This window comes from Pseudomonas sp. B424 (assembly GCF_055408345.1).
On the sequence record NZ_JBUZTL010000007.1, the window covers coordinates 76,670 to 102,799 of the forward strand.

The 26,130-nt window shown below is 55.7% G+C and carries 24 protein-coding genes; 4 read left to right on the top strand and 20 right to left on the bottom strand.

The annotated features are described in order from the left end of the window. Window positions 1-104: 104 nt before the first annotated feature. The 20 genes from glmU to rpmH all read right to left on the bottom strand — a co-directional run bounded on the left by glmU (window position 105) and on the right by rpmH (window position 19,305). A complete protein-coding gene (glmU, locus tag ACZRMS_RS10735; protein WP_463995333.1) occupies window positions 105-1,472 on the bottom strand; it encodes a bifunctional UDP-N-acetylglucosamine diphosphorylase/glucosamine-1-phosphate N-acetyltransferase GlmU in 1,368 nt (455 codons plus the stop codon). A gap of 114 nt (window positions 1,473-1,586) precedes the next feature. Further along, complete coding sequence (locus ACZRMS_RS10740) at window positions 1,587-2,006, bottom strand: F0F1 ATP synthase subunit epsilon (RefSeq protein ID WP_133075339.1); 420 nt, start codon at window positions 2,004-2,006, stop codon at window positions 1,587-1,589. A 56-nt stretch (window positions 2,007-2,062) separates the two neighbouring features. Beyond that, the gene (gene atpD, locus ACZRMS_RS10745; RefSeq protein ID WP_463995334.1) at window positions 2,063-3,442 is read right to left on the bottom strand and encodes a F0F1 ATP synthase subunit beta; all 1,380 of its coding nucleotides are present in this window, start codon (window positions 3,440-3,442) and stop codon (window positions 2,063-2,065) included. Between the two features lie 27 nt (window positions 3,443-3,469). Beyond that, entirely contained in the window at window positions 3,470-4,330 is an 861-nt protein-coding gene (atpG, locus tag ACZRMS_RS10750) for a F0F1 ATP synthase subunit gamma (protein ID WP_048362225.1), read from the bottom strand. A 50-nt stretch (window positions 4,331-4,380) separates the two neighbouring features. Further along, window positions 4,381-5,925 carry a F0F1 ATP synthase subunit alpha gene (atpA, locus tag ACZRMS_RS10755; protein WP_463995335.1) on the bottom strand — a complete coding sequence of 515 codons (1,545 nt, stop codon included), beginning with the start codon at window positions 5,923-5,925 and terminating at the stop codon, window positions 4,381-4,383. 21 nt (window positions 5,926-5,946) lie between these two features. Beyond that, entirely contained in the window at window positions 5,947-6,483 is a 537-nt protein-coding gene (locus tag ACZRMS_RS10760; RefSeq protein WP_463995336.1) for a F0F1 ATP synthase subunit delta, read from the bottom strand. 12 nt (window positions 6,484-6,495) lie between these two features. After that, the gene (locus ACZRMS_RS10765) at window positions 6,496-6,966 is read right to left on the bottom strand and encodes a F0F1 ATP synthase subunit B (RefSeq protein WP_003437998.1); all 471 of its coding nucleotides are present in this window, start codon (window positions 6,964-6,966) and stop codon (window positions 6,496-6,498) included. 57 nt (window positions 6,967-7,023) lie between these two features. Beyond that, window positions 7,024-7,281 carry a F0F1 ATP synthase subunit C gene (gene atpE / locus ACZRMS_RS10770; protein ID WP_002555987.1) on the bottom strand — a complete coding sequence of 86 codons (258 nt, stop codon included), beginning with the start codon at window positions 7,279-7,281 and terminating at the stop codon, window positions 7,024-7,026. A 120-nt stretch (window positions 7,282-7,401) separates the two neighbouring features. Beyond that, complete coding sequence (atpB, locus tag ACZRMS_RS10775) at window positions 7,402-8,271, bottom strand: F0F1 ATP synthase subunit A (protein ID WP_463995337.1); 870 nt, start codon at window positions 8,269-8,271, stop codon at window positions 7,402-7,404. Between the two features lie 16 nt (window positions 8,272-8,287). Further along, a complete protein-coding gene (locus tag ACZRMS_RS10780) occupies window positions 8,288-8,695 on the bottom strand; it encodes a F0F1 ATP synthase subunit I (protein WP_003437994.1) in 408 nt (135 codons plus the stop codon). Between the two features lie 148 nt (window positions 8,696-8,843). After that, a complete protein-coding gene (locus ACZRMS_RS10785; RefSeq protein WP_463995338.1) occupies window positions 8,844-9,716 on the bottom strand; it encodes a ParB/RepB/Spo0J family partition protein in 873 nt (290 codons plus the stop codon). Between the two features lie 9 nt (window positions 9,717-9,725). Then, window positions 9,726-10,517, bottom strand: coding sequence for a ParA family protein (locus tag ACZRMS_RS10790; RefSeq protein ID WP_463995339.1), 792 nt, complete (start codon window positions 10,515-10,517; stop codon window positions 9,726-9,728). Window positions 10,518-10,535: 18 nt separating this feature from the next. Continuing rightward, window positions 10,536-11,180, bottom strand: coding sequence for a 16S rRNA (guanine(527)-N(7))-methyltransferase RsmG (gene rsmG, locus ACZRMS_RS10795; protein ID WP_463995340.1), 645 nt, complete (start codon window positions 11,178-11,180; stop codon window positions 10,536-10,538). Further along, window positions 11,177-13,069: a tRNA uridine-5-carboxymethylaminomethyl(34) synthesis enzyme MnmG gene (gene mnmG, locus ACZRMS_RS10800; RefSeq protein ID WP_463995341.1), complete on the bottom strand. Its 1,893-nt coding sequence runs from the start codon at window positions 13,067-13,069 to the stop codon at window positions 11,177-11,179. The genes rsmG and mnmG overlap by 4 nt, the downstream gene beginning before the upstream one ends. A gap of 503 nt (window positions 13,070-13,572) precedes the next feature. Then, a complete protein-coding gene (locus tag ACZRMS_RS10805; protein WP_463995342.1) occupies window positions 13,573-15,189 on the bottom strand; it encodes an ABC-F family ATP-binding cassette domain-containing protein in 1,617 nt (538 codons plus the stop codon). A 190-nt stretch (window positions 15,190-15,379) separates the two neighbouring features. After that, window positions 15,380-16,747, bottom strand: a complete 1,368-nt coding sequence (mnmE, locus tag ACZRMS_RS10810; protein ID WP_463995343.1) for a tRNA uridine-5-carboxymethylaminomethyl(34) synthesis GTPase MnmE — start codon at window positions 16,745-16,747, stop codon at window positions 15,380-15,382. A gap of 80 nt (window positions 16,748-16,827) precedes the next feature. Then, entirely contained in the window at window positions 16,828-18,513 is a 1,686-nt protein-coding gene (gene yidC / locus ACZRMS_RS10815; protein WP_463995344.1) for a membrane protein insertase YidC, read from the bottom strand. A 13-nt stretch (window positions 18,514-18,526) separates the two neighbouring features. Next, window positions 18,527-18,760: a membrane protein insertion efficiency factor YidD gene (yidD, locus tag ACZRMS_RS10820; protein ID WP_019828647.1), complete on the bottom strand. Its 234-nt coding sequence runs from the start codon at window positions 18,758-18,760 to the stop codon at window positions 18,527-18,529. After that, window positions 18,753-19,154, bottom strand: coding sequence for a ribonuclease P protein component (gene rnpA, locus ACZRMS_RS10825; RefSeq protein ID WP_019828646.1), 402 nt, complete (start codon window positions 19,152-19,154; stop codon window positions 18,753-18,755). The genes yidD and rnpA overlap by 8 nt, the downstream gene beginning before the upstream one ends. Window positions 19,155-19,170: 16 nt before the next feature. Further along, window positions 19,171-19,305, bottom strand: a complete 135-nt coding sequence (gene rpmH, locus ACZRMS_RS10830) for a 50S ribosomal protein L34 (RefSeq protein WP_003213577.1) — start codon at window positions 19,303-19,305, stop codon at window positions 19,171-19,173. Between the two features lie 563 nt (window positions 19,306-19,868). On the opposite strand from rpmH, the gene dnaA reads away from it, so the two are divergent. The 4 genes from dnaA to gyrB are packed head-to-tail and all read left to right on the top strand — an operon-like array spanning window position 19,869 to window position 26,067. Next, window positions 19,869-21,377 (top strand): chromosomal replication initiator protein DnaA, encoded by a 1,509-nt coding sequence (gene dnaA, locus ACZRMS_RS10835; RefSeq protein ID WP_463995345.1) that lies wholly within the window; start codon window positions 19,869-19,871, stop codon window positions 21,375-21,377. A 38-nt stretch (window positions 21,378-21,415) separates the two neighbouring features. Next, window positions 21,416-22,519, top strand: a complete 1,104-nt coding sequence (gene dnaN, locus ACZRMS_RS10840; RefSeq protein ID WP_003437977.1) for a DNA polymerase III subunit beta — start codon at window positions 21,416-21,418, stop codon at window positions 22,517-22,519. A gap of 21 nt (window positions 22,520-22,540) precedes the next feature. After that, entirely contained in the window at window positions 22,541-23,644 is a 1,104-nt protein-coding gene (gene recF, locus ACZRMS_RS10845) for a DNA replication/repair protein RecF (protein ID WP_019828642.1), read from the top strand. Between the two features lie 5 nt (window positions 23,645-23,649). After that, window positions 23,650-26,067 carry a DNA topoisomerase (ATP-hydrolyzing) subunit B gene (gyrB, locus tag ACZRMS_RS10850; RefSeq protein ID WP_463995346.1) on the top strand — a complete coding sequence of 806 codons (2,418 nt, stop codon included), beginning with the start codon at window positions 23,650-23,652 and terminating at the stop codon, window positions 26,065-26,067. Window positions 26,068-26,130 lie beyond the last annotated feature (63 nt).

The window sequence follows — 26,130 nt, forward strand, 5'->3', positions numbered from 1 at the left end:
CAGGATGCGGATAAGGCTTTAGGTAACTTATTGATTTAAAACAGTTATAGGATGACCTGTTAGTAACCACCTATCACCAGTCGTGACCTGTGGATAACTTTAGATCATGGCTTTGGCTGTTTGACTGGACGCTTCCAGCCATCAATATTGCGCTGGCGTGCGCGACCAACAGCCAGTTGCTCTGGAGCTACATCCTGATTGATGGTTGAACCGGCTGCAGTGGTTGCACCGCTGGAGATATCCACAGGGGCGACCAGCGAGTTGTTCGAACCGATGAACACATCCGCCCCCAACACAGTTTTCCACTTGTTGGCGCCATCGTAGTTACAGGTGATGGTGCCCGCGCCAATGTTGGTGCGCGGGCCGACCTCGGCATCACCCAGGTAAGTCAAATGGCCGCACTTGGCGTCTTCACCCAGATGGGCGTTTTTCAATTCAACAAAGTTACCCACATGGGCGCGGGCATCCAGCACGCTACCCGGGCGTAAACGGGCGAATGGACCCGCATCGCTGTTCTCCCCCATCACGGCACCATCAATATGGCTGTTGGCTTTGACCACCACGCCTTTGCGCAAGGTGCTGTCCTTGATCACGCAGTTCGGGCCAATCACCACATCATCTTCAATGACCACACGGCCTTCAAGAATCACGTTGATATCGATCAGCACATCACGGCCGACAGTCACCTCACCACGCACATCGAAACGGGCCGGGTCACGCAAGGTCACACCCAGTGCCATCAGGCGACGGCCTTCTCGCAGCTGGTAATGACGTTCCAGCTCACTGAGCTGTTTGCGGTCATTGGCGCCCTGCACTTCCATCGGGTCGTGGGCATGTTCAGTAGCAACTACCAGGCCATCGCTCACCGCCATGGCGATAACGTCGGTCAGGTAATACTCGCCCTGTGCATTGTTGTTCGACAGGCGGCTCATCCAGTCAGCCAGGCGCCGGATCGGCAACGCCAGAATCCCGGTATTGCCTTCGGTGATAGCACGTTCAGCCTCGGTGGCATCCTTGTGCTCAACGATGGCGCATACCTTGTTGTCGGCATCACGCACGATGCGGCCATACCCGGTCGGGTCAGGCAGGTTGACAGTCAGCAAGCCCAATTGCTCTGGGCCGACTTGCTTGAGCAAACGGTGCAAGGTCTCGACTTCGATCAATGGCACATCGCCGTACAGGATCAGCACGTTTTGAGCAGTCAAAAATGGCAGCGCCTGGGCCACGGCATGGCCTGTACCCAGTTGTTTGTCTTGCAGCACGAAGTTCAGGTCATCTGCTGCCAGGCGTTCACGGACCAATTCGGCACCGTGGCCAATGACGACGTGGATGCCAGTTGGCTTGAGCTGGCGAGCGCTGTGGATAACATGGCCCAGCATGGAGTTGCCTGCCACGGGGTGAAGAACCTTGGGCAGGGCGGAACGCATGCGGGTGCCCTGACCTGCTGCGAGAATAACGATATCGAGAGACATGACTGGCTACCAATCCTGGGTGGTCAGCGGTTGCGACCAAAAAGTTTTCGCGGAAAAAGAAAAAGGGTAGCCGAGGCTACCCTTTTTAATCAATCACACAATAAGACAGGAGGCTTAGCCGCCGAACTTCTTGCGGATTTGCTGGACGGTGCGCAGCTGAGCTGCAGCCTCGGCCAGTCGTGCAGCAGCAGAACCGTAATCGAATTCTGCGCCTCTTTCGTTCAGCGCCTTCTCGGCAGCCTTGACGGCTTCCTGAGCGGAGGCTTCATCCAGGTCGGCAGCACGTTGCACGGTGTCGGCAAGAACCTTGACCATGTTCGGCTGAACCTCGAGGTAACCACCGGAGATGTAAAACACCTCGGCTTCCCCGCCCAGCTTGATCAGGCGGATCGGGCCCGGCTTGAGTTCAGTGATCAGCGGAGCGTGACCCAGAGCGATACCAAGATCACCCAGGCTGCCGTGCGCAATCACCATCTCGACCTGACCGGAAAAGATTTCTCCTTCCGCACTGACGATATCGCAATGGACTGTCATCATATTAGCCATCTGATTGCCTCAACCTGATTAGCGCCCGTTGCCGGGCGCCGGAATTACAGTTTCTTGGCTTTCTCGATCGCTTCTTCGATGCCGCCGACCATGTAGAACGCTTGTTCTGGCAGGTGGTCGTAGTCACCGTTGAGGATGCCTTTGAAGCCAGCAATGGTGTCTTTCAGGGAAACGTATTTACCCGAAGCGCCAGTGAAGACTTCAGCCACGAAGAACGGCTGAGACAAGAAACGCTGGATCTTACGAGCACGGGATACCAACTGCTTGTCGACTTCCGACAGCTCGTCCATACCCAGGATCGCAATGATGTCCTTCAGTTCTTTGTAACGCTGCAACACGTACTGAACGCCGCGAGCGGTGTCGTAGTGTTCCTGGCCGATTACCATCGGGTCCAGCTGGCGCGAAGTCGAGTCCAGTGGATCAACCGCTGGGTAGATACCTAGGGAGGCGATGTCACGGGACAGTACAACGGTAGCGTCCAAGTGGGCGAAGGTGGTCGCAGGCGACGGGTCAGTCAAGTCATCCGCAGGTACGTATACCGCTTGGATCGAAGTGATCGAACCGTTTTTGGTCGAAGTGATGCGCTCTTGCAGAGTACCCATCTCTTCAGCCAGAGTCGGCTGGTAGCCTACTGCGGAAGGCATACGGCCCAGCAGTGCGGATACTTCAGTACCGGCCAAGGTGTAACGGTAGATGTTGTCAACGAACAACAGTACGTCGTTACCTTCGTCACGGAACTTCTCGGCCATGGTCAGGCCGGTCAGTGCTACGCGCAGACGGTTACCCGGCGGCTCGTTCATCTGACCGTAAACCAGTGCCACTTTGTCCAGTACGCTGGAATCCTTCATCTCGTGGTAGAAGTCGTTACCCTCACGGGTACGCTCGCCCACACCAGCAAACACAGAGTAACCGCTGTGTTCCATGGCGATGTTTCGGATCAGTTCCATCATGTTTACGGTTTTGCCTACACCGGCACCACCGAACAGACCAACCTTACCGCCTTTTGCAAACGGGCAGATCAGGTCGATAACCTTGATGCCAGTTTCCAGAAGGTCGTTGCCGCCTGCTTGTTCAGCGAAGGACGGTGCAGGACGGTGAATGCCCCAGCGCTCTTCGGTTTCAATCGGGCCAGCTTCGTCGATCGGGTTGCCCAGAACGTCCATGATCCGGCCCAGAGTCGCTTTACCGACTGGTACGGAGATGGCTGCGCCAGTGTCGGTGACTTCCAGACCGCGCTTCAAGCCCTCGGTGGAACCCATCGCAATGGTACGAACCACGCCGTCGCCCAGCTGCTGCTGAACTTCCAGAGTGGTCCCGGCCGCGCTTTGTACTTTCAGCGCGTTGTAGATGCTCGGTACGTTTTCGCGTGGAAATTCCACGTCGATCACGGCGCCGATGATTTGAACGATACGTCCGCTACTCATAGCTGGATCCTCTGAATATTTGAACCGTTAAACCGCGGCAGCGCCGCCGACGATTTCCGAGATCTCTTGGGTGATCGCAGCCTGACGCGCCTTGTTGTAGATCAGCTGCAAATCGCTGATCAAATCACCGGCGTTATCAGTGGCGTTCTTCATTGCGATCATCCGCGCAGCTTGTTCAGCTGCACTGTTCTCGACAACCGCCTGGTACACCTGCGACTCCACGTAACGTACCATCAAGCCGTCTAGCAGCTCTTTGGCGTCCGGTTCGTAGAGATAGTCCCAGTGGTGCTTGAGTTCTTGATCCGGGGTCGCCACCAGTGGAATCAATTGCTCCACAGTAGGCTGTTGCGTCATGGTGTTGATGAACTTGTTGGATACCACGGACAGGCGGTCAATACGGCCTTCCAGGTAAGCATCCAGCATCACCTTAACGCTGCCGATCAAATCATTGATCGACGGTTCTTCACCCAGATGGCTGATAGCCGCGACGACGTTACCGCCGAAGTTACGGAAAAATGCCGCACCTTTGCTGCCGACCACGCACAGATCAATCTCGACGCCGTTTTCACGGTTTACCGCCATGTCCTTGACCAAAGCCTTGAACAGGTTGGTATTCAAACCACCGCACAAACCACGGTCACTGCTCACAACCACATAACCTACACGCTTGATTTCGCGGTCGATCATGAACGGGTGGCGGTATTCCGGGTTGGCGTTAGCCAAATGCCCAATAACCTGGCGGATGCGCTCCGCATAAGGACGGCTAGCAGACATGCGCATTTGTGCCTTGCGCATTTTGCTGACCGCCACTTTTTCCATGGCGCTGGTAATCTTTTGCGTGCTTTTGATGCTCGCAATCTTACTGCGAATCTCTTTTGCGCCTGCCATGTAACACCTATCAGGTTAGCAAGCGGGAGCCTTGCGGCTCCCGCTGCGGCTTACCAGGTTTGGGTGGCCTTGAACTTCTCGATACCGGCTTTGATGCCAGCGTCGATTTCGTCATTGAAGTCACCTTTAACGTTGATCTTCGCCATAAGCTCGGCGTGATCGCGGTTGAAGTAAGCAATCAGCGCTTGTTCAAAGCTACCGACCTTGGTGATTTCGACGTCAGTCAGGAACCCACGCTCAGCGGCATACAGCGACAGCGCCATGTCAGCGATCGACATTGGTGCGTATTGCTTCTGCTTCATCAGCTCGGTAACGCGCTGACCATGCTCAAGTTGCTTACGGGTCGCTTCGTCCAGGTCAGATGCGAACTGGGCGAATGCCGCCAGCTCACGGTACTGAGCCAGAGCGGTACGGATACCACCGGACAGCTTCTTGATGATCTTGGTCTGCGCGGCACCACCCACACGGGATACCGAAACACCGGCGTTCACTGCAGGACGGATCCCGGAGTTGAACATGGCCGATTCCAGGAAGATCTGACCGTCAGTGATGGAAATCACGTTGGTCGGAACGAACGCGGAAACGTCGCCAGCCTGGGTTTCGATGATCGGCAGTGCGGTCAGGGAACCGGTTTTGCCGGTTACTGCGCCGTTGGTGAACTTCTCTACATACTCTTCCGAAACGCGGGATGCGCGTTCCAGCAGACGGGAGTGGAGATAGAACACGTCGCCTGGGTAAGCTTCACGGCCTGGTGGACGGCGCAGCAGCAGGGAAATCTGGCGGTAAGCCACTGCTTGCTTGGACAGATCGTCATAAACGATCAGCGCGTCTTCACCGCGGTCGCGGAAGTATTCGCCCATGGTGCAACCGGAGTACGGTGCCAGGAACTGCAGCGCTGCGGATTCGGATGCACTGGCAGCAACGACGATGGTGTTAGCCAACGCGCCGTTTTCTTCCAGCTTGCGAACCACGTTGGCAATAGTCGATTGCTTCTGACCGATTGCTACGTATACACAGAAAATGCCGCTGTTCTTCTGGTTGATGATCGCGTCGATCGCCAGAGCGGTTTTACCGATCTGACGGTCACCGATGATCAGCTCACGCTGGCCACGGCCGACAGGGATCATGGCATCGACAGCCTTGTAGCCAGTCTGTACAGGCTGGTCTACCGACTTACGCCAGATCACGCCTGGAGCAACTTTCTCGACTGCATCAGTCTCGGTGTTGTTCAGTGGACCTTTGCCATCAACTGGGTTACCCAGTGCGTCGACAACGCGACCCAGCAGTTCCTTACCAACCGGAACTTCCAGGATGCGGCCTGTGCACTTGGCGCTCATGCCTTCAGCCAGAGTCGTGTATGCGCCCAATACAACAGCACCTACAGAGTCTTGCTCAAGGTTGAGGGCCATACCGAAGACGCTGCCCGGAAACTCGATCATCTCGCCGTACATTACGTCGGCCAGACCGTGAATCCGCACAATACCGTCAGATACGCTGACGATGGTGCCTTCGTTACGGGCTTGGGAGGTCACATCGAGTTTTTCGATGCGGCCCTTGATAATTTCACTTATTTCGGAAGGATTGAGTTGCTGCATTGCTCTGCTGCCCCTTCAAACTCAAGATTTCAATGCTTCGGCAAGGCTTGCGAGTTTTCCGCGAACCGAGCCATCGATAACCAGGTCGCCGGCGCGGATGATGACACCACCTATAAGGCTGGCATCCTCCGCAACTTGCAGGCGCACTTCCCGGTTGAGTCGTGCACTGAGAACCTTGGCGAGTTTGTCTTGCTGTTCTTGGTTCAATGCAAAAGCACTGGTCACTTCAACATCTACCGACTTCTCTTGTTCGGCCTTGTACAGGTCAAACAGAGCGGCGATCTCCGGCAATAGCGGGAGACGGTCGTTTTCGGCTACAACATTGATGAAGTTCTGTGCTTCTACAGTGAACTTGTCGCCGCACACGTCAATAAACGTGGCGGCCTTTTCTGCGCTCGTCAGTCGCGGGGCCTTGAGCACGCGCTGCATAGTGTCGTCTTGCGACACTGCTGCAGCCAAGCCGAGCATGGCTGACCAAGAGGCCAGTTGCTGGTGGGCCTGGGCGTGCTCGAAGGCTGCCTTAGCGTAAGGTCGGGCCAACGTGGTCAATTCTGCCATGATCGCCCTCGCTTAAATTTCAGCAGCCAGTTTATTAACCAGCTCCGCGTGCGCGTTTTGATCGATTGTGGCACCCAGGATCTTCTCAGCGCCTTCAACGGCCAGGCTACCCAATTGGGTGCGCAGCGCATCTTTGACACTGTTGATTTCCTGTTCGATCTCGGCCTGAGCCTGAGCCTTCACACGGTCAGCTTCAACGCGAGCCTGTTCACGGGCTTCGTCTACGATCTGAGTACCGCGTTTCTTGGCTTGCTCAATGATTTCAGCTGCTTGAGCCTTAGCTTCGCGCAGTTGTTGACCCGCTTTATCTTGGGCCAACTCCAGGTCGCGAGCTGCTCGGTTAGCAGCGTCCAGTCCAGCCGCAATCTTCTTCTGACGTTCTTGCAATGCCGCGATGACCGGAGGCCACACGAACTTCATGCAAAACAGTACAAAAATGAAGAACGCAACGGACTGGCCAATCAGGGTTGCATTAATGTTCACGCCAACACCTCGCTCGTTCGTTGTCCATCACTCTAATCAACTCGAAGATTCGAGTGATTAGCCAGCGAGTTGACCAACGAAGGGGTTCGCGAAGGTGAAGAACAGTGCGATACCAACACCGATCATGGTCACGGCGTCGAGCAGACCGGCAACGATGAACATTTTAACCTGCAGCATTGGGACCATTTCTGGTTGACGCGCTGCGCCTTCCAGGAACTTGCCACCCAACAGGCCGAAACCAATTGCGGTACCCAGTGCGCCCAGGCCGATCAACAGTGCAACAGCGATAGCGGTTAGACCAACTACAGTTTCCATCTTTCCTCCCGACTTTTACGTCGTATGGTTTAGGTTTTTAGATTAAAGCGGTAAAACAAAATCATTTTGCGACCCTCTCACCCGAAAGCGAGAGGGGCACCAGACTCGCCGAAGCGTATCTTAGTGGTTATCTTCGTGTGCCATCGACAAGTAAACGATGGTCAACATCATGAAGATGAACGCTTGCAAGGTGATGATCAGGATGTGGAATACAGCCCACGCCCATTGCAGCACCACGCCCAGACCGCTAAGCCAAAGCAGGCCGCTGCCGAACATTACGGCGATCAGGATAAACACCAGTTCGCCAGCGTACATGTTGCCGAACAGACGCAGAGCCAACGAAATAGGCTTGGCAATCAACGTCACGAATTCGAGCAGGAAGTTCACCGGAATCAGCAGCGCCTGAACAAAAATGTTCTTGCTGCCGAATGGGTGCAGGGTCAGTTCGCCGATAAAGCCGCCGATACCCTTGATCTTGATGCTGTAGAAGATGATCAACGCAAAGACCGACAGGGCCATGCCCATGGTCGCGTTAGGATCAGTCGTCGGTACGGCACGGAATGGGAAGTGCTCATCGCCAGTGATCAGGATCGCCAACTGTGGAATCCAGTCAACTGGAACCAGGTCGATGGCGTTCATCAGGAACACCCAAACGAAAATGGTCAGCGCCAGCGGTGCGATAACTGCACTGCGACCGTGGAAGCTGTCTTTAACACTGCCATCAACGAATTCCACCAGTACTTCGACGAAGTTCTGCAGTGCGCCTGGCTGACCGGAAGTTGCCTTCTTGGCCGCCATGCGGAAAACGAGGATGAAGATCAGACCGACAAACAGCGACCAGCCGAGTGTATCGACGTGGAAAGCCCAAAAGCCCATTGATTTAGCTTCTGCAACGGTGTGAGCAAAGCCCCAGCCGCCATCAGGTAGCTGCCCAAAGGTCAGGTTCTGTAAGTGGTGCTGGATATAGCCCGAAGCGGTTGTTTCTGCCATGGTTGCCTCAAACGCCCTAAGGTCTCGAAAGTGTTGTTCTCATTAGCAGGGGAGCGAACCAACTGACCAGTTGGGTCAGCACGAAGACGCCGAATACTGCTAGCGGCGCCAATGGCTTCACACCTGCAAACGTCAGCGCGAACAGCACTGCCGTCAAAATTAACTTGCCTGCCTCGCCAGCGTAAAACGACCGGACGATGGCTTGCGCTGCTCGGGCGCCGGAAAACCGAAAAGCCCTGTGAGCAAAATACACATTGGGTAGCAAAGCTATCAGTCCTCCGCAGAGTCCTGAATATCCGGCGACGACTCCATGCCATTGCCAGAGCCCCAAAGCAGCCAGCAATAAAACGACAAATTGAGCCAGCAAAACCGGAAAAACCGCCAAGCGATGGAACGGCAAGCGGTTTGGCGTGCGGGTTTCCATCACAACTGCTCCTCAAAGGTCGGCTACCAAAAGTGAAAAACTTGGCATAATTTGTGCCGACAAAATGCGCGCAGAGTATAGGGGCGCTTAAGCCCCTATTCAACTGTCAGGTAGTGATTTCCGACTGCGCGCTACAAGAGGAATTGTTTCAGCGGATGTGAGCAAGCACGCCTTGAAGCTCATCAAGAGAATTGTAACCAATCACTAATTGGCCTTTTCCCTTCTTTCCGTGACGAATCTGCACCGCAGAGCCTAGGCGCTCAGCCAGACGCTGTTCGAGCCGGGCAATGTCCGGATCGGGTTTAACCGGTTCAGTCGGCTCTTGTTTGCCACTGAGCCACTGGCGAACCAGGGCTTCGGTCTGACGTACTGTCAGGCCTCGTGCGACAACGTGTCGCGCCCCTTCAACCTGCTGAGCTTCGGGCAAACCGAGCAATGCCCGCGCATGACCCATTTCCAGGTCACCGTGGGACAGCATGGTCTTGATCACTTCCGGCAAGGAAATCAATCGCAACAAGTTAGCCACAGACACCCGGGACTTACCCACAGCGTCGGCCACTTGTTGCTGAGTCAGCTGGAATTCTTGCTGCAAGCGCTGCAAGGCCACGGCTTCTTCAATTGGATTGAGGTCTTCACGCTGAATGTTTTCGATCAGCGCCATGGCGATGGCGGTTTCATCCGGGACGTCTTTGACCATCGCCGGGATAGTGTCTTTGCCCGCCTGCTGGCTTGCGCGCCAGCGGCGTTCACCGGCGATGATCTCAAAGCGGTTGCCGGCGATCGGGCGTACCACGATCGGTTGCATCACGCCCTGACTCTTGATCGAGTTCGCCAGCTCTTCGAGTGCTTGCGGGTCCATGTCGCGACGAGGCTGATACTTGCCGCGCTGGATCAGGTCCAGTGGCAAGTGTTGCAGTTCGCTTTGATCTACCTTGACCGCTTGCTCTTCCAGCGAGCTGACTGTCGGACCACTCAGGAGTGCATCCAGTCCGCGTCCGAGACCTCGTTTCTTGACGGCCATGGGATTTCCTTAAGTTGGCTGAGGCGTACGGGAGGTGCGACGTTGACGACGAACCACTTCACCCGCCAGGGCCAGGTAAGCAATCGCACCACGGGAGTTTTTGTCGTAGGCCAGTGCCGGCATGCCGTAGCTCGGCGCTTCGGCCAGACGGATATTGCGCGGAATCACTGTGTCGTACAGCTGCTCGCCGAAGTGTTCCTTGAGCTGGGCCGATACATCGTTCATCAGGCTCAGCCGCGGATCGTACATGGTCCGCAGCAGGCCTTCGATCTTCAGGTTCGGGTTGAGCAGCTCGGCAATGCGCTTGATGTTATCCACAAGGTCACTCAAACCTTCAAGCGCGAAGTACTCGCACTGCATGGGGATAATTACCCCGTCAGCAGCAACCAGAGCGTTCAGGGTCAACATCGACAGCGATGGCGGGCAGTCAATCAGAATGTAATCGTAGCTTTCGCGTACCGGCGCCAGCGCCGTGCGCAGACGGCTTTCTTTCATCTGCATTTCGAGAAGCACGACTTCGGCCGCGGTCAAATCGCGGTTGGCCGGTAGCAGCTGGTAACCCCCGTGCTCGGAGATGTGCATGGCCTGAGCCAGGTCGCATTCGCCGATCAACAGGTCGTACACCGAATTCTCGAGACCATGTTTATCCACACCGCTACCCATGGTGGCGTTGCCCTGTGGATCAAGGTCGATCAGAAGCACGCGTCGCTTGGTAGCGACCAGCGATGCTGCGAGGTTGATACAGGTGGTGGTTTTACCCACGCCACCCTTTTGGTTCGCTATTGCGAATACCTTAGCCATTCTTGCTTGCGTTCCCAATCATGCCGTGCGGCGCAGTATCAGCAGATGGCGTTGGCCTTGGCAACCTGGAACGGTCAAGGCGTGTTCGCTATCTAGACGAAAATCAGACGGCAATGCTACCAGCTCGTCGGCCGGATGAACGCCCTTCATTGCCAACCAGCGAGTTTCGCTGTTGCCCAGGTGGCGCGTCCAGTTGCTGAAGTTCTCCATGCTGCTGAAAGCCCTGGAAACAATTCCATTGAATGGTTGTTCAGGTTGAAACTCTTCGACGCGACTGTGGATAACTTGCAGGTTGTCCAGCTTGAGCTCGAGTTTGACCTGGGTCAGAAAACGGGTTTTCTTGCCGTTGCTGTCCAGACAGGTCACTTGCGACTCAGGAAACAGGATCGCCAGAGGTATGCCGGGCATACCGCCACCGCTACCCACATCCAGCCAGCGGCCATTTTCGATGAAGGGCATCACGCTCAGGCTGTCGAGCAAATGGCGTGACACCATTTCGTCCGGGTTACGCACAGCCGTGAGGTTGTAGGCCTTGTTCCATTTGATCAACAGGGCCAAGTAGTCCAGCAATTGCTGGTGCTGGCTTTCGGTCAGTGCGACGCCCAACTGGCGTGCACCTGTGGATAACTCTTCGGCGTGTTGTGCGGTAACCAGCGAACTCAAGCGTTTTGCTCCAACGTGCGGCCAGCGCCGCGCTTTTTCAGGTGAATCATCAACAGGGAAATCGCCGCTGGCGTGACGCCTGGGATACGCGAAGCCTGACCCAGGGTCTCTGGACGGGTTGCCCCCAGCTTGCTCTGGATCTCTTTCGACAGTCCGGAGATGTTCGTGTAATCGATATCCACAGGCAGTTTGGTGTTTTCACTGGCGCGCAGACGGGCAATTTCGTCTTGTTGACGATCGATATAACCGGCGTACTTGGTTTTGATCTCAACCTGTTCGGCGACCAACGGATCTTCGGCGCCATGCCCGGTCACTTCAACCAGACCGGCATAGTCGATTTCTGGGCGAGTCAGCAGATTCAGCAAATTGTACTCATGGGTCAGCGGCGTGCCGAACTTGGCCGCAATCGCATCACCCTGCTCAGTCCCCGGGCGAACCCAGGTACTTTTGAGTCGTTGCTCTTCCAGCGCGATGCTTTCGCGCTTGGTGCAGAACGCCGCCCAGCGGGCATCGTCGACCAGGCCCAGTTCGCGGCCTTTTTCGGTCAAACGCATGTCGGCGTTGTCTTCGCGCAGGATCAGGCGATATTCGGCACGGGAGGTGAACATCCGGTACGGTTCTTGAGTACCCAAGGTAATCAGGTCGTCGACCAATACTCCGATGTACGCCTCATCGCGACGCGGGCACCAGCTTTCCTTGCCCTGTGCGAGCAATGCCGCGTTGGCGCCAGCCAGCAAGCCTTGAGCTCCGGCTTCTTCGTAACCGGTAGTGCCGTTGATTTGTCCTGCAAAGAACAAACCGCCAATCACTTTGGTTTCGAGGCTGTATTTCAGGTCGCGCGGATCGAAGTAGTCATATTCGATGGCATAGCCGGGCCGCACGATGTGGGCGTTTTCCATACCGCGAATCGATTGCACGATCTGGATTTGCACATCGAACGGCAAGGAAGTGGAAATCCCGTTCGGGTACAGCTCGTGTGTGGTCAAACCTTCCGGCTCGATAAAGACCTGATGGCTTTCCTTGTCGGCAAAGCGATGGATCTTGTCTTCGATCGACGGGCAGTAACGCGGGCCAATACCTTCGATCACTCCCGAGTACATCGGTGAGCGATCGAGGTTAGATGCAATGATTTCATGGGTGCGGGCGTTGGTATGGGTGATCCAGCAACTGACCTGGGCCGGGTGCTGTTCTTTGTTGCCCATGAACGACATCACTGGAATCGGTGTATCGCCCGGTTGCTCGGTCATGACCGAGAAATCCACAGATCGACCATCGATACGCGGTGGTGTACCGGTTTTCAGGCGTCCCACTCGCAGAGGCAGTTCACGCAGGCGCTGTGCCAAGGCGATCGAAGGTGGATCGCCGGCTCGGCCGCCCGAGTAGTTCTGCATTCCGATGTGGATAAGTCCACCGAGGAAAGTGCCCGTCGTCAAAACCACGGCATCAGCCATAAAACGCAGGCCCATTTGGGTCACTACGCCACGCACCTGATCCTGTTCAACGATCAGGTCATCAGCAGCCTGTTGAAATATCCACAGGTTGGGCTGGTTTTCCAGAATTTCGCGTACCGCCGCCTTGTAAAGAATGCGGTCAGCCTGTGCACGGGTTGCCCGCACTGCCGGGCCCTTACGGCCATTGAGTACACGGAACTGGATACCGCCTTTATCGGTGGCAATCGCCATCGCGCCGCCAAGGGCGTCGATTTCTTTAACCAGATGGCTTTTACCAATCCCGCCAATCGCAGGATTGCAGCTCATTTGCCCGAGGGTTTCCACGTTGTGGGTCAACAGCAGGGTTTTTACGCCCATGCGTGCTGAAGCAAGTGCAGCCTCGGTTCCGGCGTGACCGCCGCCGATGACGATCACTGCAAAACGGGAAGGGAAATTCACCACGCACCTCGTGCCTGTTTCTAGGGGTTTTTTGGATAGACCGCAAAGTATAGGGACTTCGCCCTTCTTAAAGAACCCTTTGCACAAAATTTAACCAGCTGTGGATAAGGCAAGATAGATAAATAAATAGAGAAGAAATTTATAAAGCTTTGTTTTTATGTTTATTACTACTGAGCGCCATATCTGTGGATAGATTGCTACAAGCCTTTAATTACGTACTGTACAGAGATTCAAAAATCTGTGGTTAGGTGCCTGTGAGGGGTTTGGATAAGTGCTTTAAGCTTGTGGATAAAGAAGGTTCTTATCCACAGGGGTGGTTATCTTCAGTTTTCAAGCCTACTTACCCACTGAGCTAAGGGGCACTTATGCACAGGGCTTATTCCATCGATTACGGTGTACTTAGCCAATAAACAGGCAGCCGAAAGCCGCTTGCAGAGTGAATCCATCAAGCAGGCGGACGATCGGTCAGTAATTTAAGTGATGAACGGTACAAACCAATGCCCTTAGACAGGGCTATTCAGCCAGCCTGTGGGTGATGCCTGGAGCCTGTGGGTAATTCCAATAGCAGCCAGAAATACCTCATCGTGCGAGGTGACAACCAAAGTCCCTGGATACAGTTTGAGCATGCTTTCCAGCGCCTGAATCGAAGGCAGATCCAGATGATTGTCCGGTTCATCGAGCAATAACAGCTGTGGCGGGGATTCGGCATAAAACACGCAAGCCATGGCGGCTTTCAAGCGCTCACCGCCACTGAGTTGCTTGCAGGGCAGGCTGATTCGATCCGCATTGAGACCCAATTGAGCGAGACGGGTGCGTAATTGACCTTCATTGAGCTGGCGGTTGAGTGACTGCAACTGTGCAAGAACTGATCGCTCAGGCTCTAAAAGCCTCAGATGCTGGTCGAGATAAGCGGTGGTTACAAAGGTTCGGGCCAGGCCTGAAACAACTGGCTGTTGCCCGGCCAGGACCTTGAGCAAGGTCGACTTTCCGCAGCCGTTTGGGCCCGTTAAGGCAATGCGCTGGCCGCGCGTGATGGTGAGATTGATCCCGCGCAGATGCTCCAGACCCTGCGGCAGACGAGCATCTATCAACTCGGCGATTTGACCCGGCGCGCTCAGACAAACCTGGGGCGGATAGACAAAGATGGCCTGCTGCTCTTCTACCTGGTTCGCAGCCTGACGAACCAGGGCAGACAATTGCTCACGGGCTGCATCATGTTGTACCCGCAGCTTGCCGCTGCTGGCCTGGCTACGCTCCTTTTGTCGGCCCAACAGAATTTTTGCCTGATTTGTATCGTTGGCCTGTTTGTCTCCACGGGCCTGTCTGCGCTCAAGACGTTCCCTTTGCTCGCACAAGGCTTGCTCTTCGCGCTTGCGCTCAAGCTTGGCAGACGCCAGCTGTTGCTGCGCCGCCTGGAGTTGCCGGGCTTTGGCCTGTGCATAAAACGAGAAGCCACCGCCATGGCTGACTAGCCCCAGGGATGAGAGCTCAATAATGCGCTCCATGTGTTCAAGCAAGTCACGATCATGGCTGATCACAAGCAATCCGTTGGGCCATTGCTTCAGCTGCTCATGGAGGGCGAGCCGGTGTTGGCGATCCAGGTGGTTGGTGGGTTCATCCAGGATCAGCAGGTCCGCTTGCGACAAGAAAGCCCCCAACAGGGCAACGCGCATGGCTTCACCCCCACTGAGGGCCGACGTGGGGGTGAAAGGTGTGAGGTGAGTGAGGTTGTTTTGGGCTAACTGATCGAGCAGTTGTTGCCGGATAGTCCATCGATCACCCACACAGTCAAAATCGGCTTGGTCAGTGCTGCCCTGTTCAATACGCTCAAGTGCCCGGAGGACAGGTTGGACACCGACCAGATCAGCAACAGTCTGGTCAGGTCCATGGCTGATTTGCTGTGTCAGGTAATGCACCGTGCCACTACGTATGCAGCGACCTGTGGAGGGCAAGATATCCCCAGCCATCAGACGCGCCAATAGGCTTTTGCCCACACCATTGCGCCCGACCATGCCGGTACGTCGTTGGTCGAGATGCAGATCAAGGTTTGTGAACAGCGGGCTGCCATCAGGCAGATGATAAGAAACGCTTTCCAGCGTTAAACAGGTAACGTGAGCCATACGCACTCCAGAGATGCACAGATCTACCCCCTGTTGCAGGGGAATTAAGAACTGGCCGCAAGCATCGCGGCGGCATCAATGGCGCATTGGACTAATACCTCGTAGGAATATGGATCGCCAAAATTATAGGTCGATACCAGAACAATGCAAACCTGGGGAGCTGCAGCCAGCTCCCACAGGGGTCTGAGGCTTACTTGCCGATACAGAAGCTGGAGAAGATCCGCCCCAGCAGGTCATCGGAGCTGAATGCCCCGGTAATTTCGCCCAGGGAATGTTGCGCCTGGCGCAAATCCTCAGCCAGCAACTCCCCGGCGCCTGCCAGGGTCAGTTGTGCCCTGCCATGCTCAAGTGCCTTGCTGGCGTGCTGCAACGCCTCCAGGTGGCGGCGGCGCGCGCTGAAGCTGCTTTCAGAGGTCTGCTCATAACCCATGCAGGCCTTGAGGTGCTCACGCAGCAAATCCAGGCCATCCGTTGATCTGGCGCTCAGGCTTATCGTCACGTGGCCATCTTCACACACCTGCAGACCGATGCTCTCGCCGCTCAGATCCGCTTTGTTACGGATCAACGTGACTTTAGTCGGGTCCGGGCGCTGTTCCAGAAACTCCGGCCACAGCGCAAACGGGTCATCGGCTTCAGGCGCAGTTGCATCTACCACCAGCAAGACCCGATCGGCTTCGCCAATGGCCTTAAGCGCCCGTTGCACGCCGATTTTCTCGACCTGATCATCGGTATCCCGCAGGCCTGCGGTGTCCACCACATGCAACGGCATGCCATCGATGTGGATATGTTCGCGCAAGACGTCACGGGTTGTGCCGGCAATCTCGGTCACGATGGCCGCCTCACGTCCGGCAAGGGCGTTGAGCAGGCTCGATTTGCCAGCATTGGGCCGGCCGGCAATTACCACGGTCATGCCATCACGCAGCAAGGCACCCTGCCCGGCTTCACGCTGAACGGTGGATAACTCTTCGCGAACCTTGTCCAGCATGCCAAGCACATGGCCATCGGCAAGAAAGTCGATTTCTTCTTCCGGAAAATCAATCGCGGCTTCGACATAGATGCGCAAACCGATCAGCTGTTCGGTCAAGTTATGCACACGCTGTGAGAATGCGCCTTGCAAGGAGCGCAAAGCGTTGCGCGCAGCCTGTGCAGAACTTGCCTCGATCAGGTCGGCAATGGCCTCGGCCTGGGCCAGGTCGAGTTTGTCATTCAAAAAAGCGCGCTCGCTGAACTCACCCGGGCGAGCCAGGCGGCAACCCAGCTGGATGCAACGCTGCAGCAACATATCAAGAACCACAGGTCCGCCGTGGCCTTGCAGTTCCAGCACGTCTTCGCCGGTAAACGAGTTGGGCCCCGGGAAGTACAACGTAATGCCTTCATCCAGGACTTCACGGTTTTCACCGTAAAAAGGGCCGTAGTGGGCGTAGCGCGGTTTCAGTTCGCGTTCGCTGAACGCTTGCGCCGCAACACTGGCGAGCGGGCCGGAAATACGTACGATCCCCACACCACCTCGGCCTTGGGCTGTCGCTACTGCGGCAATGGTTTCAGCCGGAACACTCATAAAACAGGCCTCAAAACAAAAGTGACGGATAGCAAAACGCCCCACTAGGGGGCGTTTTGAGTGGTGCTTACCAGAGTAAGTTACTCGGCTGCTTTTTTGGTAGCAGCTTCAACTTTACGCGTGATGTACCACTGTTGAGCGATGGACAGGCAGTTGTTCACAACCCAGTACAGCACCAGACCAGCAGGGAACCACAGGAAGAAGAAGGTGAAGATGATTGGCATCAGCTTCATCACCTTGGCCTGCATCGGATCCGGCGGAGTCGGGTTCAGACGCTGCTGGATGAACATGGTTGCGCCCATGATGATCGGCAGAATGAAGAACGGGTCTTTGATCGACAGGTCGGTAATCCAGAGCATGAACGGCGCCTGGCGCATTTCAACACTTTCCAGAAGTACCCAGTACAAGGACAGGAAGACCGGCATCTGCACCAGAATCGGCAAGCAGCCGCCCAGTGGGTTGATCTTCTCTTTCTTGTACAGCTCCATCATCGCTTGCGACATTTTCTGGCGGTCATCACCGAACTGCTCTTTCAGAGCAGCCAGTTTTGGTGCCACGGCGCGCATGCGAGCCATCGATTTGTAGCTGGCGGCCGACAGAGGGAAGAAGATCCCTTTGATCAGCATGGTCAGGAAGATAATCGACCAACCCCAGTTACCCACCAGGCTGTGGATATGTTGCAGCAGCCAGAAAATAGGCTGGGCAATAAACCACAGAATGCCGTAGTCGACCGTCAGCTCCAGGCCTGGGGACAACTCTTTGAGCACACCCTGGCTTTTTGGACCGGCGTACAACGTAGCGCTGGTTTCAGCAGTTTTGCCCGGCTCAACGGTCAAGGTTGGGCCAGTAAAACCGATGATGTAGTTGCCTTGGCTGTCTTTGCGGGTCTGAACGACGTTGTTATCGCCTTTCTGTGGAATCCACGCGGTCACAAAGTAGTGTTGCAACCAGGCAACCCAGCCACCTTGAACGGTTTCTTTCAGCTGGCCCTTGTCGATATCTTTCATCGACACTTTTTTGTACGGCTCCGAACTTGTCCACAGGGCAGCGCCCAGGTAAGTCGCGGTGCCGGTGGCGGTGCTGGAAGAAGGATCGGAGCTGGCGTCACGCTTCAATTGCGCGAACAGGTTGCCGTTCCACGGCTTGCCGCTCTCGTTATCAATCAGATAGCTGACTTGTACATCGTACAGGCCACGCTTGAGCGTGAAGCGCTTGATGTAGTTGACGCCGTTTTCGCTGAATTTCAGATCAACGACGACCTGATCCTGACCTGGGGCCAGTTCATAAGTCTTTTTGTCTGTGCTGAAAACCGGGCGACCAGTGGAGCGGGCATCCGGGCCATCAACGCCTGTCAGGCCGCTTTGGGCCAGATAGGTGCGTTCGTTGCCGTTATCAAACAACTGGAACGGAACGTCCGGGTGATCCTGGCGACGTGGATAAAGCGGCAGACGCAACTGGGCGATATCGCCACCCTGTGGATCAATTGCAATGTCCAGAACATCCGTTTTTACGTGGATGAGATCTTTGCTTGCAGCCACCGGAGTTTCAGTCGGTGTGCTGGTATCAGTATTGGCGCTGGGTACATCGGCACTGTTCGAAGCGTTGTTACCTGAAGCCGTGTCGGGCAAAGCCGGCGCGGTTGTGCTGCTGGCGGCAACATTCTGAGTCGGCAGGGCAGCTTGGCCGTAGTCCTGGTTCCATTTCAGAACCATAACGTAGGACACGACTGCGAGAGCGACGATCAGGATCGTGCGTTTAATATCCATGATTACTCGGCCATCAAGAAGAACGGGAGGTAGGGATAGGTGGAACCGGGTCGTAACCACCGGGATTCCACGGGTGACAGCGACCTAAACGACGAAAGGTCAGCCAGCCGCCGCGTAGAAGGCCATGATTTTCGATGGCTTCCAACGCGTAGCAGGAACAACTGGGGTAGAAACGGCAGTGGCTGGCCATCAAAGGACTAATGGCATAGCGATAAAACTGGATCGGAACGAGCGCCAGTTTACGCATCAGGACTGCCTACCCCTACAGTTTCGGTTTTTACTGCTGGAACTGGCGTATTACGGGCCAGACGCTTCCAGAGTTTGCCGAAATGCTGAATCAATTCGGGGTTCTCTACGTCACCCAAACCTTTGCGCGCGACGATAACGATATCCCAACCAACCAGTAAATCCTGGTGGAGACGAAACGATTCACGCATCAAACGCTTAAGGCGATTGCGCTCAACGGAGAGCTTTACGCTCTTTTTCCCGATCACTAACCCAAGGCGGGGGTGATCAAGATCGTTGCTACGCGCAAGGAGCAGGAGATTTTTCCCCGGAACCTTGCCGGTGGGGGAGTCAAAGACTGCCTTGAAATGTCGGGGAGTGAGTAACCGCTTTTCCCGACTGAAGTCCTGACTCACCACCATTGTCTGATTATCAAACTGCCAGACGTGCACGGCCTTTGGCGCGGCGACGCGACAGGACTGCACGGCCGTTTTTAGTAGCCATGCGTGCACGGAAACCGTGAGTGCGGGCGCGTTTGATAGTGCTTGGTTGGAAAGTACGTTTCATGTCGTGCTACCTGGTTCGTCCACAACGGGCCGGAATGGCCCCCGTTTTAAGAGACCGGCGATTCTAGAGAAAGCAAGCCGATAGGTCAATTTCCAACCAACGTTTCCCGGTAAATAGATGTTTGGCGTTTTGCACAAGCCTTTCGCCTGCCAACTATAGAAATAAAAAAATGAAGTATTTAAAGCTCTTTTAAAGATGTAACTACTCTTACAGGAGTCATTTTCTGTGGATAACTTGATACAGCCCTTACAGGTAAAGGCTTTCAGCGATCAGAAAGGTTGTCCAAAAACCGTGCTCTGCCTGTGCTGCACCCGCGGATAAGCTGTGCATGAAAGGCCTACTTATCCACAGGCCAGTTATGCACAGAGTTTCGACCCCACTTGTGCAATGGGCTTAGGCCCGCTTATCCACAGACCTTATGCACATACCATTTGTCGCTTTGTTTACCGTAAAAAGCCGGATTCCTCCTTATTTGCAGGCAACCTACATGTGGATAAGTAGGCCAGCGGCCGTTACAATGGCGCCTGTTTTTGCCTCACCGGCTTTCAACTTAGGGGATATCCGTGTCAGTGGAACTTTGGCAGCAGTGCGTGGAGCTTTTGCGCGATGAGCTGCCTGCCCAGCAATTCAACACCTGGATCCGTCCACTACAGGTCGAAGCCGAAGGCGACGAGTTGCGCGTGTATGCACCCAACCGTTTCGTTCTCGACTGGGTTAACGAAAAGTATCTGAGCCGTTTGCTTGAACTGTTGAACGAGCACAGCAATGGCATGGCGCCAGCGTTGTCCTTATTAATAGGCAGCAAACGCAGCTCGGCGCCTCGTGCTGCCCCCAATGCGCCACTGGCCGCAGCGGCTTCCCAACAAGCGCCTGTGCCTGCGAGTCCATCGACCAGCCAAGCCTCTGCTCCCGCCCCGGCCCCTAAACAGGCGGCTCAGGCGAGCGAAGAGCCTTCGCGAGCCAGCTTCGATCCAATGGCTGGCGCCAGCTCGCAGCAAGCGCCTGTGCGTGCCGAACAGCGCACCGTTCAAGTTGAAGGTGCGCTCAAGCACACCAGCTACCTGAACCGCACCTTTACCTTCGAAAACTTCGTTGAGGGCAAATCCAACCAGCTGGCTCGCGCTGCGGCGTGGCAGGTGGCGGATAACCCCAAGCATGGTTACAACCCGCTCTTCCTTTATGGAGGCGTTGGCCTGGGTAAGACTCACTTGATGCACGCGGTGGGTAACCACCTGTTAAAGAAGAACCCGAATGCCAAGGTTGTTTACCTGCATTCCGAGCGTTTTGTAGCCGACATGGTCAAGGCCCTGCAGCTCAACGCTATCAACGAGTTCAAGCGTTTCTACCGCTCGGTAGACGCCTTGCTCATCGATGACATTCAATTCTTTGCGCGCAAAGAGCGGTCCCAGGAAGAGTTTTTCCATACCTTCAACGCCCTGCTTGAAGGTGGTCAGCAAGTGATTCTGACCAGCGACCGTTACCCGAAAGAAATCGAAGGTCTCGAAGAACGCCTCAAGTCACGTTTCGGCTGGGGTTTGACGGTAGCCGTCGAGCCGCCAGAGCTTGAGACCCGGGTCGCGATCCTGATGAAAAAGGCTGATCAGGCCAAGGTCGATCTGCCCCACGATGCTGCGTTCTTTATTGCCCAGCGTATTCGTTCCAACGTGCGTGAACTCGAAGGCGCGCTCAAGCGCGTGATCGCTCACTCGCACTTCATGGGCCGCGATATCACCATCGAGTTGATCCGTGAGTCCCTGAAAGACTTGCTGGCGCTGCAAGACAAGCTGGTCTCTGTGGATAACATTCAGCGCACTGTGGCTGAGTACTACAAGATCAAGATTTCGGACCTGCTGTCCAAGCGTCGCTCGCGCTCGGTAGCACGACCACGTCAGGTTGCCATGGCACTGTCCAAAGAACTGACCAACCACAGCTTGCCGGAAATCGGCGACGTGTTTGGCGGTCGCGATCACACCACGGTCTTGCACGCATGCCGCAAGATCAACGAGCTCAAGGAATCCGACGCGGACATCCGTGAGGACTACAAGAACCTGCTGCGTACACTGACAACCTGATGACACCAGCGCAGCTTATTAAGGCAAGGGACTAGACCATGCATTTCACCATTCAACGCGAAGCCCTGTTGAAACCCCTGCAACTGGTCGCAGGCGTCGTTGAACGCCGCCAGACCTTGCCGGTATTGTCCAACGTGCTGTTGGTTGTCGATGGCCAGCAGCTGTCGCTGACCGGTACCGACCTTGAGGTCGAACTGGTCGGCCGTGTGCAGCTTGAAGAGCCGGCCGAGCCAGGCGAAATCACCGTGCCTGCGCGCAAGCTGATGGATATCTGCAAAAGCCTGCCCAACGATGCCCTGATCGACATCAAGCTGGACGACAACAAGCTGGTGGTCAAAGCAGGACGTAGCCGCTTTACCTTGTCCACCTTGCCTGCCAACGACTTCCCGACGGTTGAAGAAGGCCCGGGTTCGCTGACCTGCAACCTGCAGCAAAGCAAATTGCGTCGCCTGATCGAGCGCACCAGCTTCGCCATGGCCCAGCAGGACGTTCGTTACTACCTCAACGGCATGCTGCTGGAAGTATCGGCCGGGATCATTCGCGCCGTGGCCACCGACGGTCACCGTCTGGCCATGTGCTCGATGAAAGCCGATATCGGCCAACCGGACCGTCACCAGGTCATCGTGCCGCGCAAAGGCATTCTGGAACTGGCCCGCTTGCTGACCGAGCCGGACGGCGAAGTGAGCATCGTCTTGGGCGCACACCATATCCGTGCCACCACCGGTGAGTTCACCTTTACCTCCAAGCTGGTAGACGGCAAGTTCCCGGATTACGAACGCGTGCTGCCTAAAGGTGGCGACAAGATTGTTATCGGTGACCGTCAGGCACTGCGTGAAGCGTTCAGCCGTACCGCGATTTTGTCCAACGAGAAATACCGTGGTATCCGCCTGCAATTGGCCAATGGTCAACTGAAAATCCAGGCCAACAACCCGGAGCAGGAAGAAGCGGAAGAAGAAGTGGGCGTCGACTACAACGGCGGCTCGCTGGAAATTGGCTTCAACGTGAGCTATCTGCTGGATGTGCTGGGCGTGATGACCACTGAACAAGTGCGTCTGATCCTGTCGGACTCCAACAGCAGCGCCCTGGTGCAAGAGTCGGACAACGACGACTCGGCCTACGTTGTTATGCCGATGCGCCTGTAACTTATGCACAGCCCACGCTAGATGTCCCTCAGTCGTGTCACAGTCACCGCGGTGCGTAACCTGCACCCGGTGACCTTCTCCCCCTCCCCCCGCATTAATATCCTGTACGGCGCCAACGGCAGCGGAAAAACCAGCGTGCTGGAAGCTATCCACTTGCTGGGGCTGGCGCGTTCGTTTCGCAGCGTGCGGCTAAACCCTGTGATTCAACACGAACAGCAGAGTTGCACTGTTTTTGGCCAGGTCGAACTGGCGGAAGGCGGCCATAGTGCGCTGGGCATTTCGCGGGACCGGCAAGGGGAGTTCCAGATTCGTATCGACGGCCAGAATGCGCGCAGTGCTGCGCAACTGGCTGAGATCTTGCCACTGCAATTGATTAACCCTGACAGCTTTCGCCTGTTGGAAGGGGCCCCAAAGATCCGCAGGCAGTTTCTTGACTGGGGCGTGTTTCATGTAGAGCCGCGCTTCATGTCGACCTGGCAGCGGCTACAGAAGGCCCTGCGGCAGCGGAACTCATGGCTGCGGCATGGTACACTTGACGCCGTTTCACAAGCGGCCTGGGACCGGGAACTGTGCCTGGCCAGTGCTGAAATTGATGAATACCGCCGCGCCTACATCAAAGCCTTGAAACCAGTCTTTGAGCAGACCCTGAGTGAGTTGCTTGATCTCGAAGGGTTAACGCTGAGCTATTACCGTGGTTGGGACAAAGACCGTGAGCTGAGTGCTGTACTCGCCGCATCTGTCCACCGGGACCAGCAAATGGGTCATACCCAGGCCGGGCCACAACGTGCTGATTTGCGCCTTAAACTGGGGGCAAACAACGCCGCAGACATCTTGTCGCGGGGGCAGCAGAAGTTGGTGGTCTGTGCGCTGCGCATTGCTCAGGGGCACTTGGTCAGCCAAGCCCGGCGTGGCCAATGTATTTATCTGGTGGATGACTTGCCGTCCGAGCTGGACGAGCAGCATCGCAATGCATTGTGTCGCTTGTTGGAAGACTTACGCTGCCAGGTATTTATTACCTGTGTAGACCACGAATTATTGAGGGAAGGCTGGCAGACGGAAACGCCAGTTGCCCTGTTCCACGTGGAACAGGGCTGTATCACCCAGACCCACGACCATCGGGAGTGAAGGCATTGAGCGAAGAAAACACGTACGACTCAACGAGCATTAAAGTGCTGAAAGGCCTTGATGCCGTACGCAAACGTCCCGGTATGTACATTGGTGATACTGACGATGGCAGCGGTCTGCACCACATGGTGTTTGAAGTAGTCGACAACTCCATCGACGAAGCGCTGGCTGGTCATTGCGACGACATCACCATCACCATCCACCCGGACGAATCCATCACCGTGCGCGATAACGGCCGTGGTATTCCGGTTGATGTGCATAAAGAAGAAGGCGTTTCCGCCGCAGAGGTCATCATGACCGTGCTGCACGCTGGCGGTAAGTTCGATGACAACTCCTACAAAGTATCCGGCGGCTTGCACGGTGTAGGTGTTTCGGTGGTAAACGCCCTGTCCGAACTACTGGTGCTGACAGTACGTCGCAGCGGCAAGATCTGGGAACAGACCTACGTCCACGGTGTTCCGCAAGCACCGATGGCTATCGTCGGCGAAACCGAAACCACCGGTACTCAGATCCATTTCAAACCATCTGATCAGACCTTCAAAAACATCCACTTCAGCTGGGACATCCTGGCCAAGCGGATTCGTGAACTGTCCTTCCTCAACTCCGGTGTCGGCATCGTCCTCAAGGATGAGCGCAGCGGTAAAGAGGAACTGTTCAAGTACGAAGGCGGCCTGCGTGCGTTCGTGGATTACCTGAACACCAACAAGACTCCGGTTAACGAGGTGTTCCACTTCAATGTTCAACGTGAAGACGGCATTGGCGTAGAAATCGCACTGCAGTGGAACGACAGCTTCAACGAGAACCTGTTGTGCTTCACCAACAACATTCCGCAGCGCGATGGTGGTACGCACTTGGTGGGCTTCCGCTCTGCCCTGACGCGTAACCTCAACACTTACATCGAAGCAGAAGGCCTGGCCAAGAAGCACAAAGTCGCCACCACCGGTGATGACGCCCGTGAAGGCCTGACGGCGATCATTTCGGTGAAAGTACCGGATCCGAAGTTCAGCTCCCAAACCAAAGACAAGCTGGTTTCTTCCGAAGTGAAGACCGCTGTTGAACAGGAAATGGGCAAGTTCTTCTCCGACTTCCTGCTGGAACACCCGAACGAAGCCAAGCTGATTGTTGGCAAGATGATCGACGCCGCCCGCGCCCGTGAAGCCGCGCGTAAAGCCCGCGAAATGACCCGCCGTAAAGGTGCGTTGGACATCGCAGGCTTGCCGGGAAAACTGGCTGACTGCCAGGAAAAGGACCCGGCGCTGTCTGAACTGTACCTCGTGGAAGGTGACTCTGCTGGCGGCTCCGCCAAGCAGGGGCGCAACCGCCGTACCCAGGCCATCCTGCCGTTGAAAGGTAAAATCCTCAACGTTGAGAAGGCGCGCTTCGACAAGATGATCTCTTCGCAAGAAGTTGGCACCTTGATCACTGCGCTGGGCTGCGGCATTGGCCGCGACGAGTACAACATCGAGAAGCTGCGCTATCACAACATCATCATCATGACCGATGCTGACGTCGACGGTTCGCACATCCGTACCCTGCTGCTGACGTTCTTCTTCCGTCAGTTGCCGGAGCTGATCGAGCGTGGCTACATCTACATCGCTCAGCCGCCGTTGTACAAAGTGAAAAAGGGCAAGCAAGAGCAGTACATCAAAGACGACGAGGCCATGGAAGAGTACATGACCCAGTCGGCCCTTGAAGACGCCAGCCTGCACTTGAACGACGAAGCCCCGGGCATCTCGGGTGAGGCGCTGGAGCGTCTGGTGTACGACTTCCGCATGGTGATGAAGACTCTCAAGCGTTTGTCACGCCTGTACCCTCAGGAGCTGACCGAGCACTTCATCTACCTGCCAGCCGTTACCCTTGAGCAGTTGGGCGATCACGCGGCCATGCAAGACTGGATGGCCAAGTTCGAAGACCGTCTGCGTTTGGTCGAGAAGTCGGGTCTGGTATACAAAGCCAGCTTGCGTGAAGACCATGAGCGTAATGTCTGGTTGCCAGAGGTCGAACTGATCTCCCACGGCCACTCGACCTTCATCACGTTCAACCGCGACTTCTTCGGCAGCAACGACTACAAAACCGTAGTCACCCTGGGCGCTCAACTGAGCACTCTGCTGGACGAAGGCGCGTACATCCAACGTGGCGAGCGCAAAAAAGCCGTGACCGAGTTCAAGGAAGCACTTGAATGGTTGATGGCAGAAAGCACCAAGCGTCACACCATCCAGCGCTACAAAGGTCTGGGCGAAATGAACCCGGATCAGCTCTGGGAAACCACGATGGACCCAAGCGTGCGTCGCATGCTCAAGGTAACTATCGAAGACGCGGTCGGCGCCGACCAGATCTTCAACACCTTGATGGGCGACGCCGTAGAACCGCGCCGCGAATTCATCGAGAGCAACGCACTGGCAGTGTCCAACCTGGACTTCTGATGTGTGATGGGTAGGGGCAGATCCTTGGCCTCAATCCAATAAAAAAGCCCGCCATGTCTCACG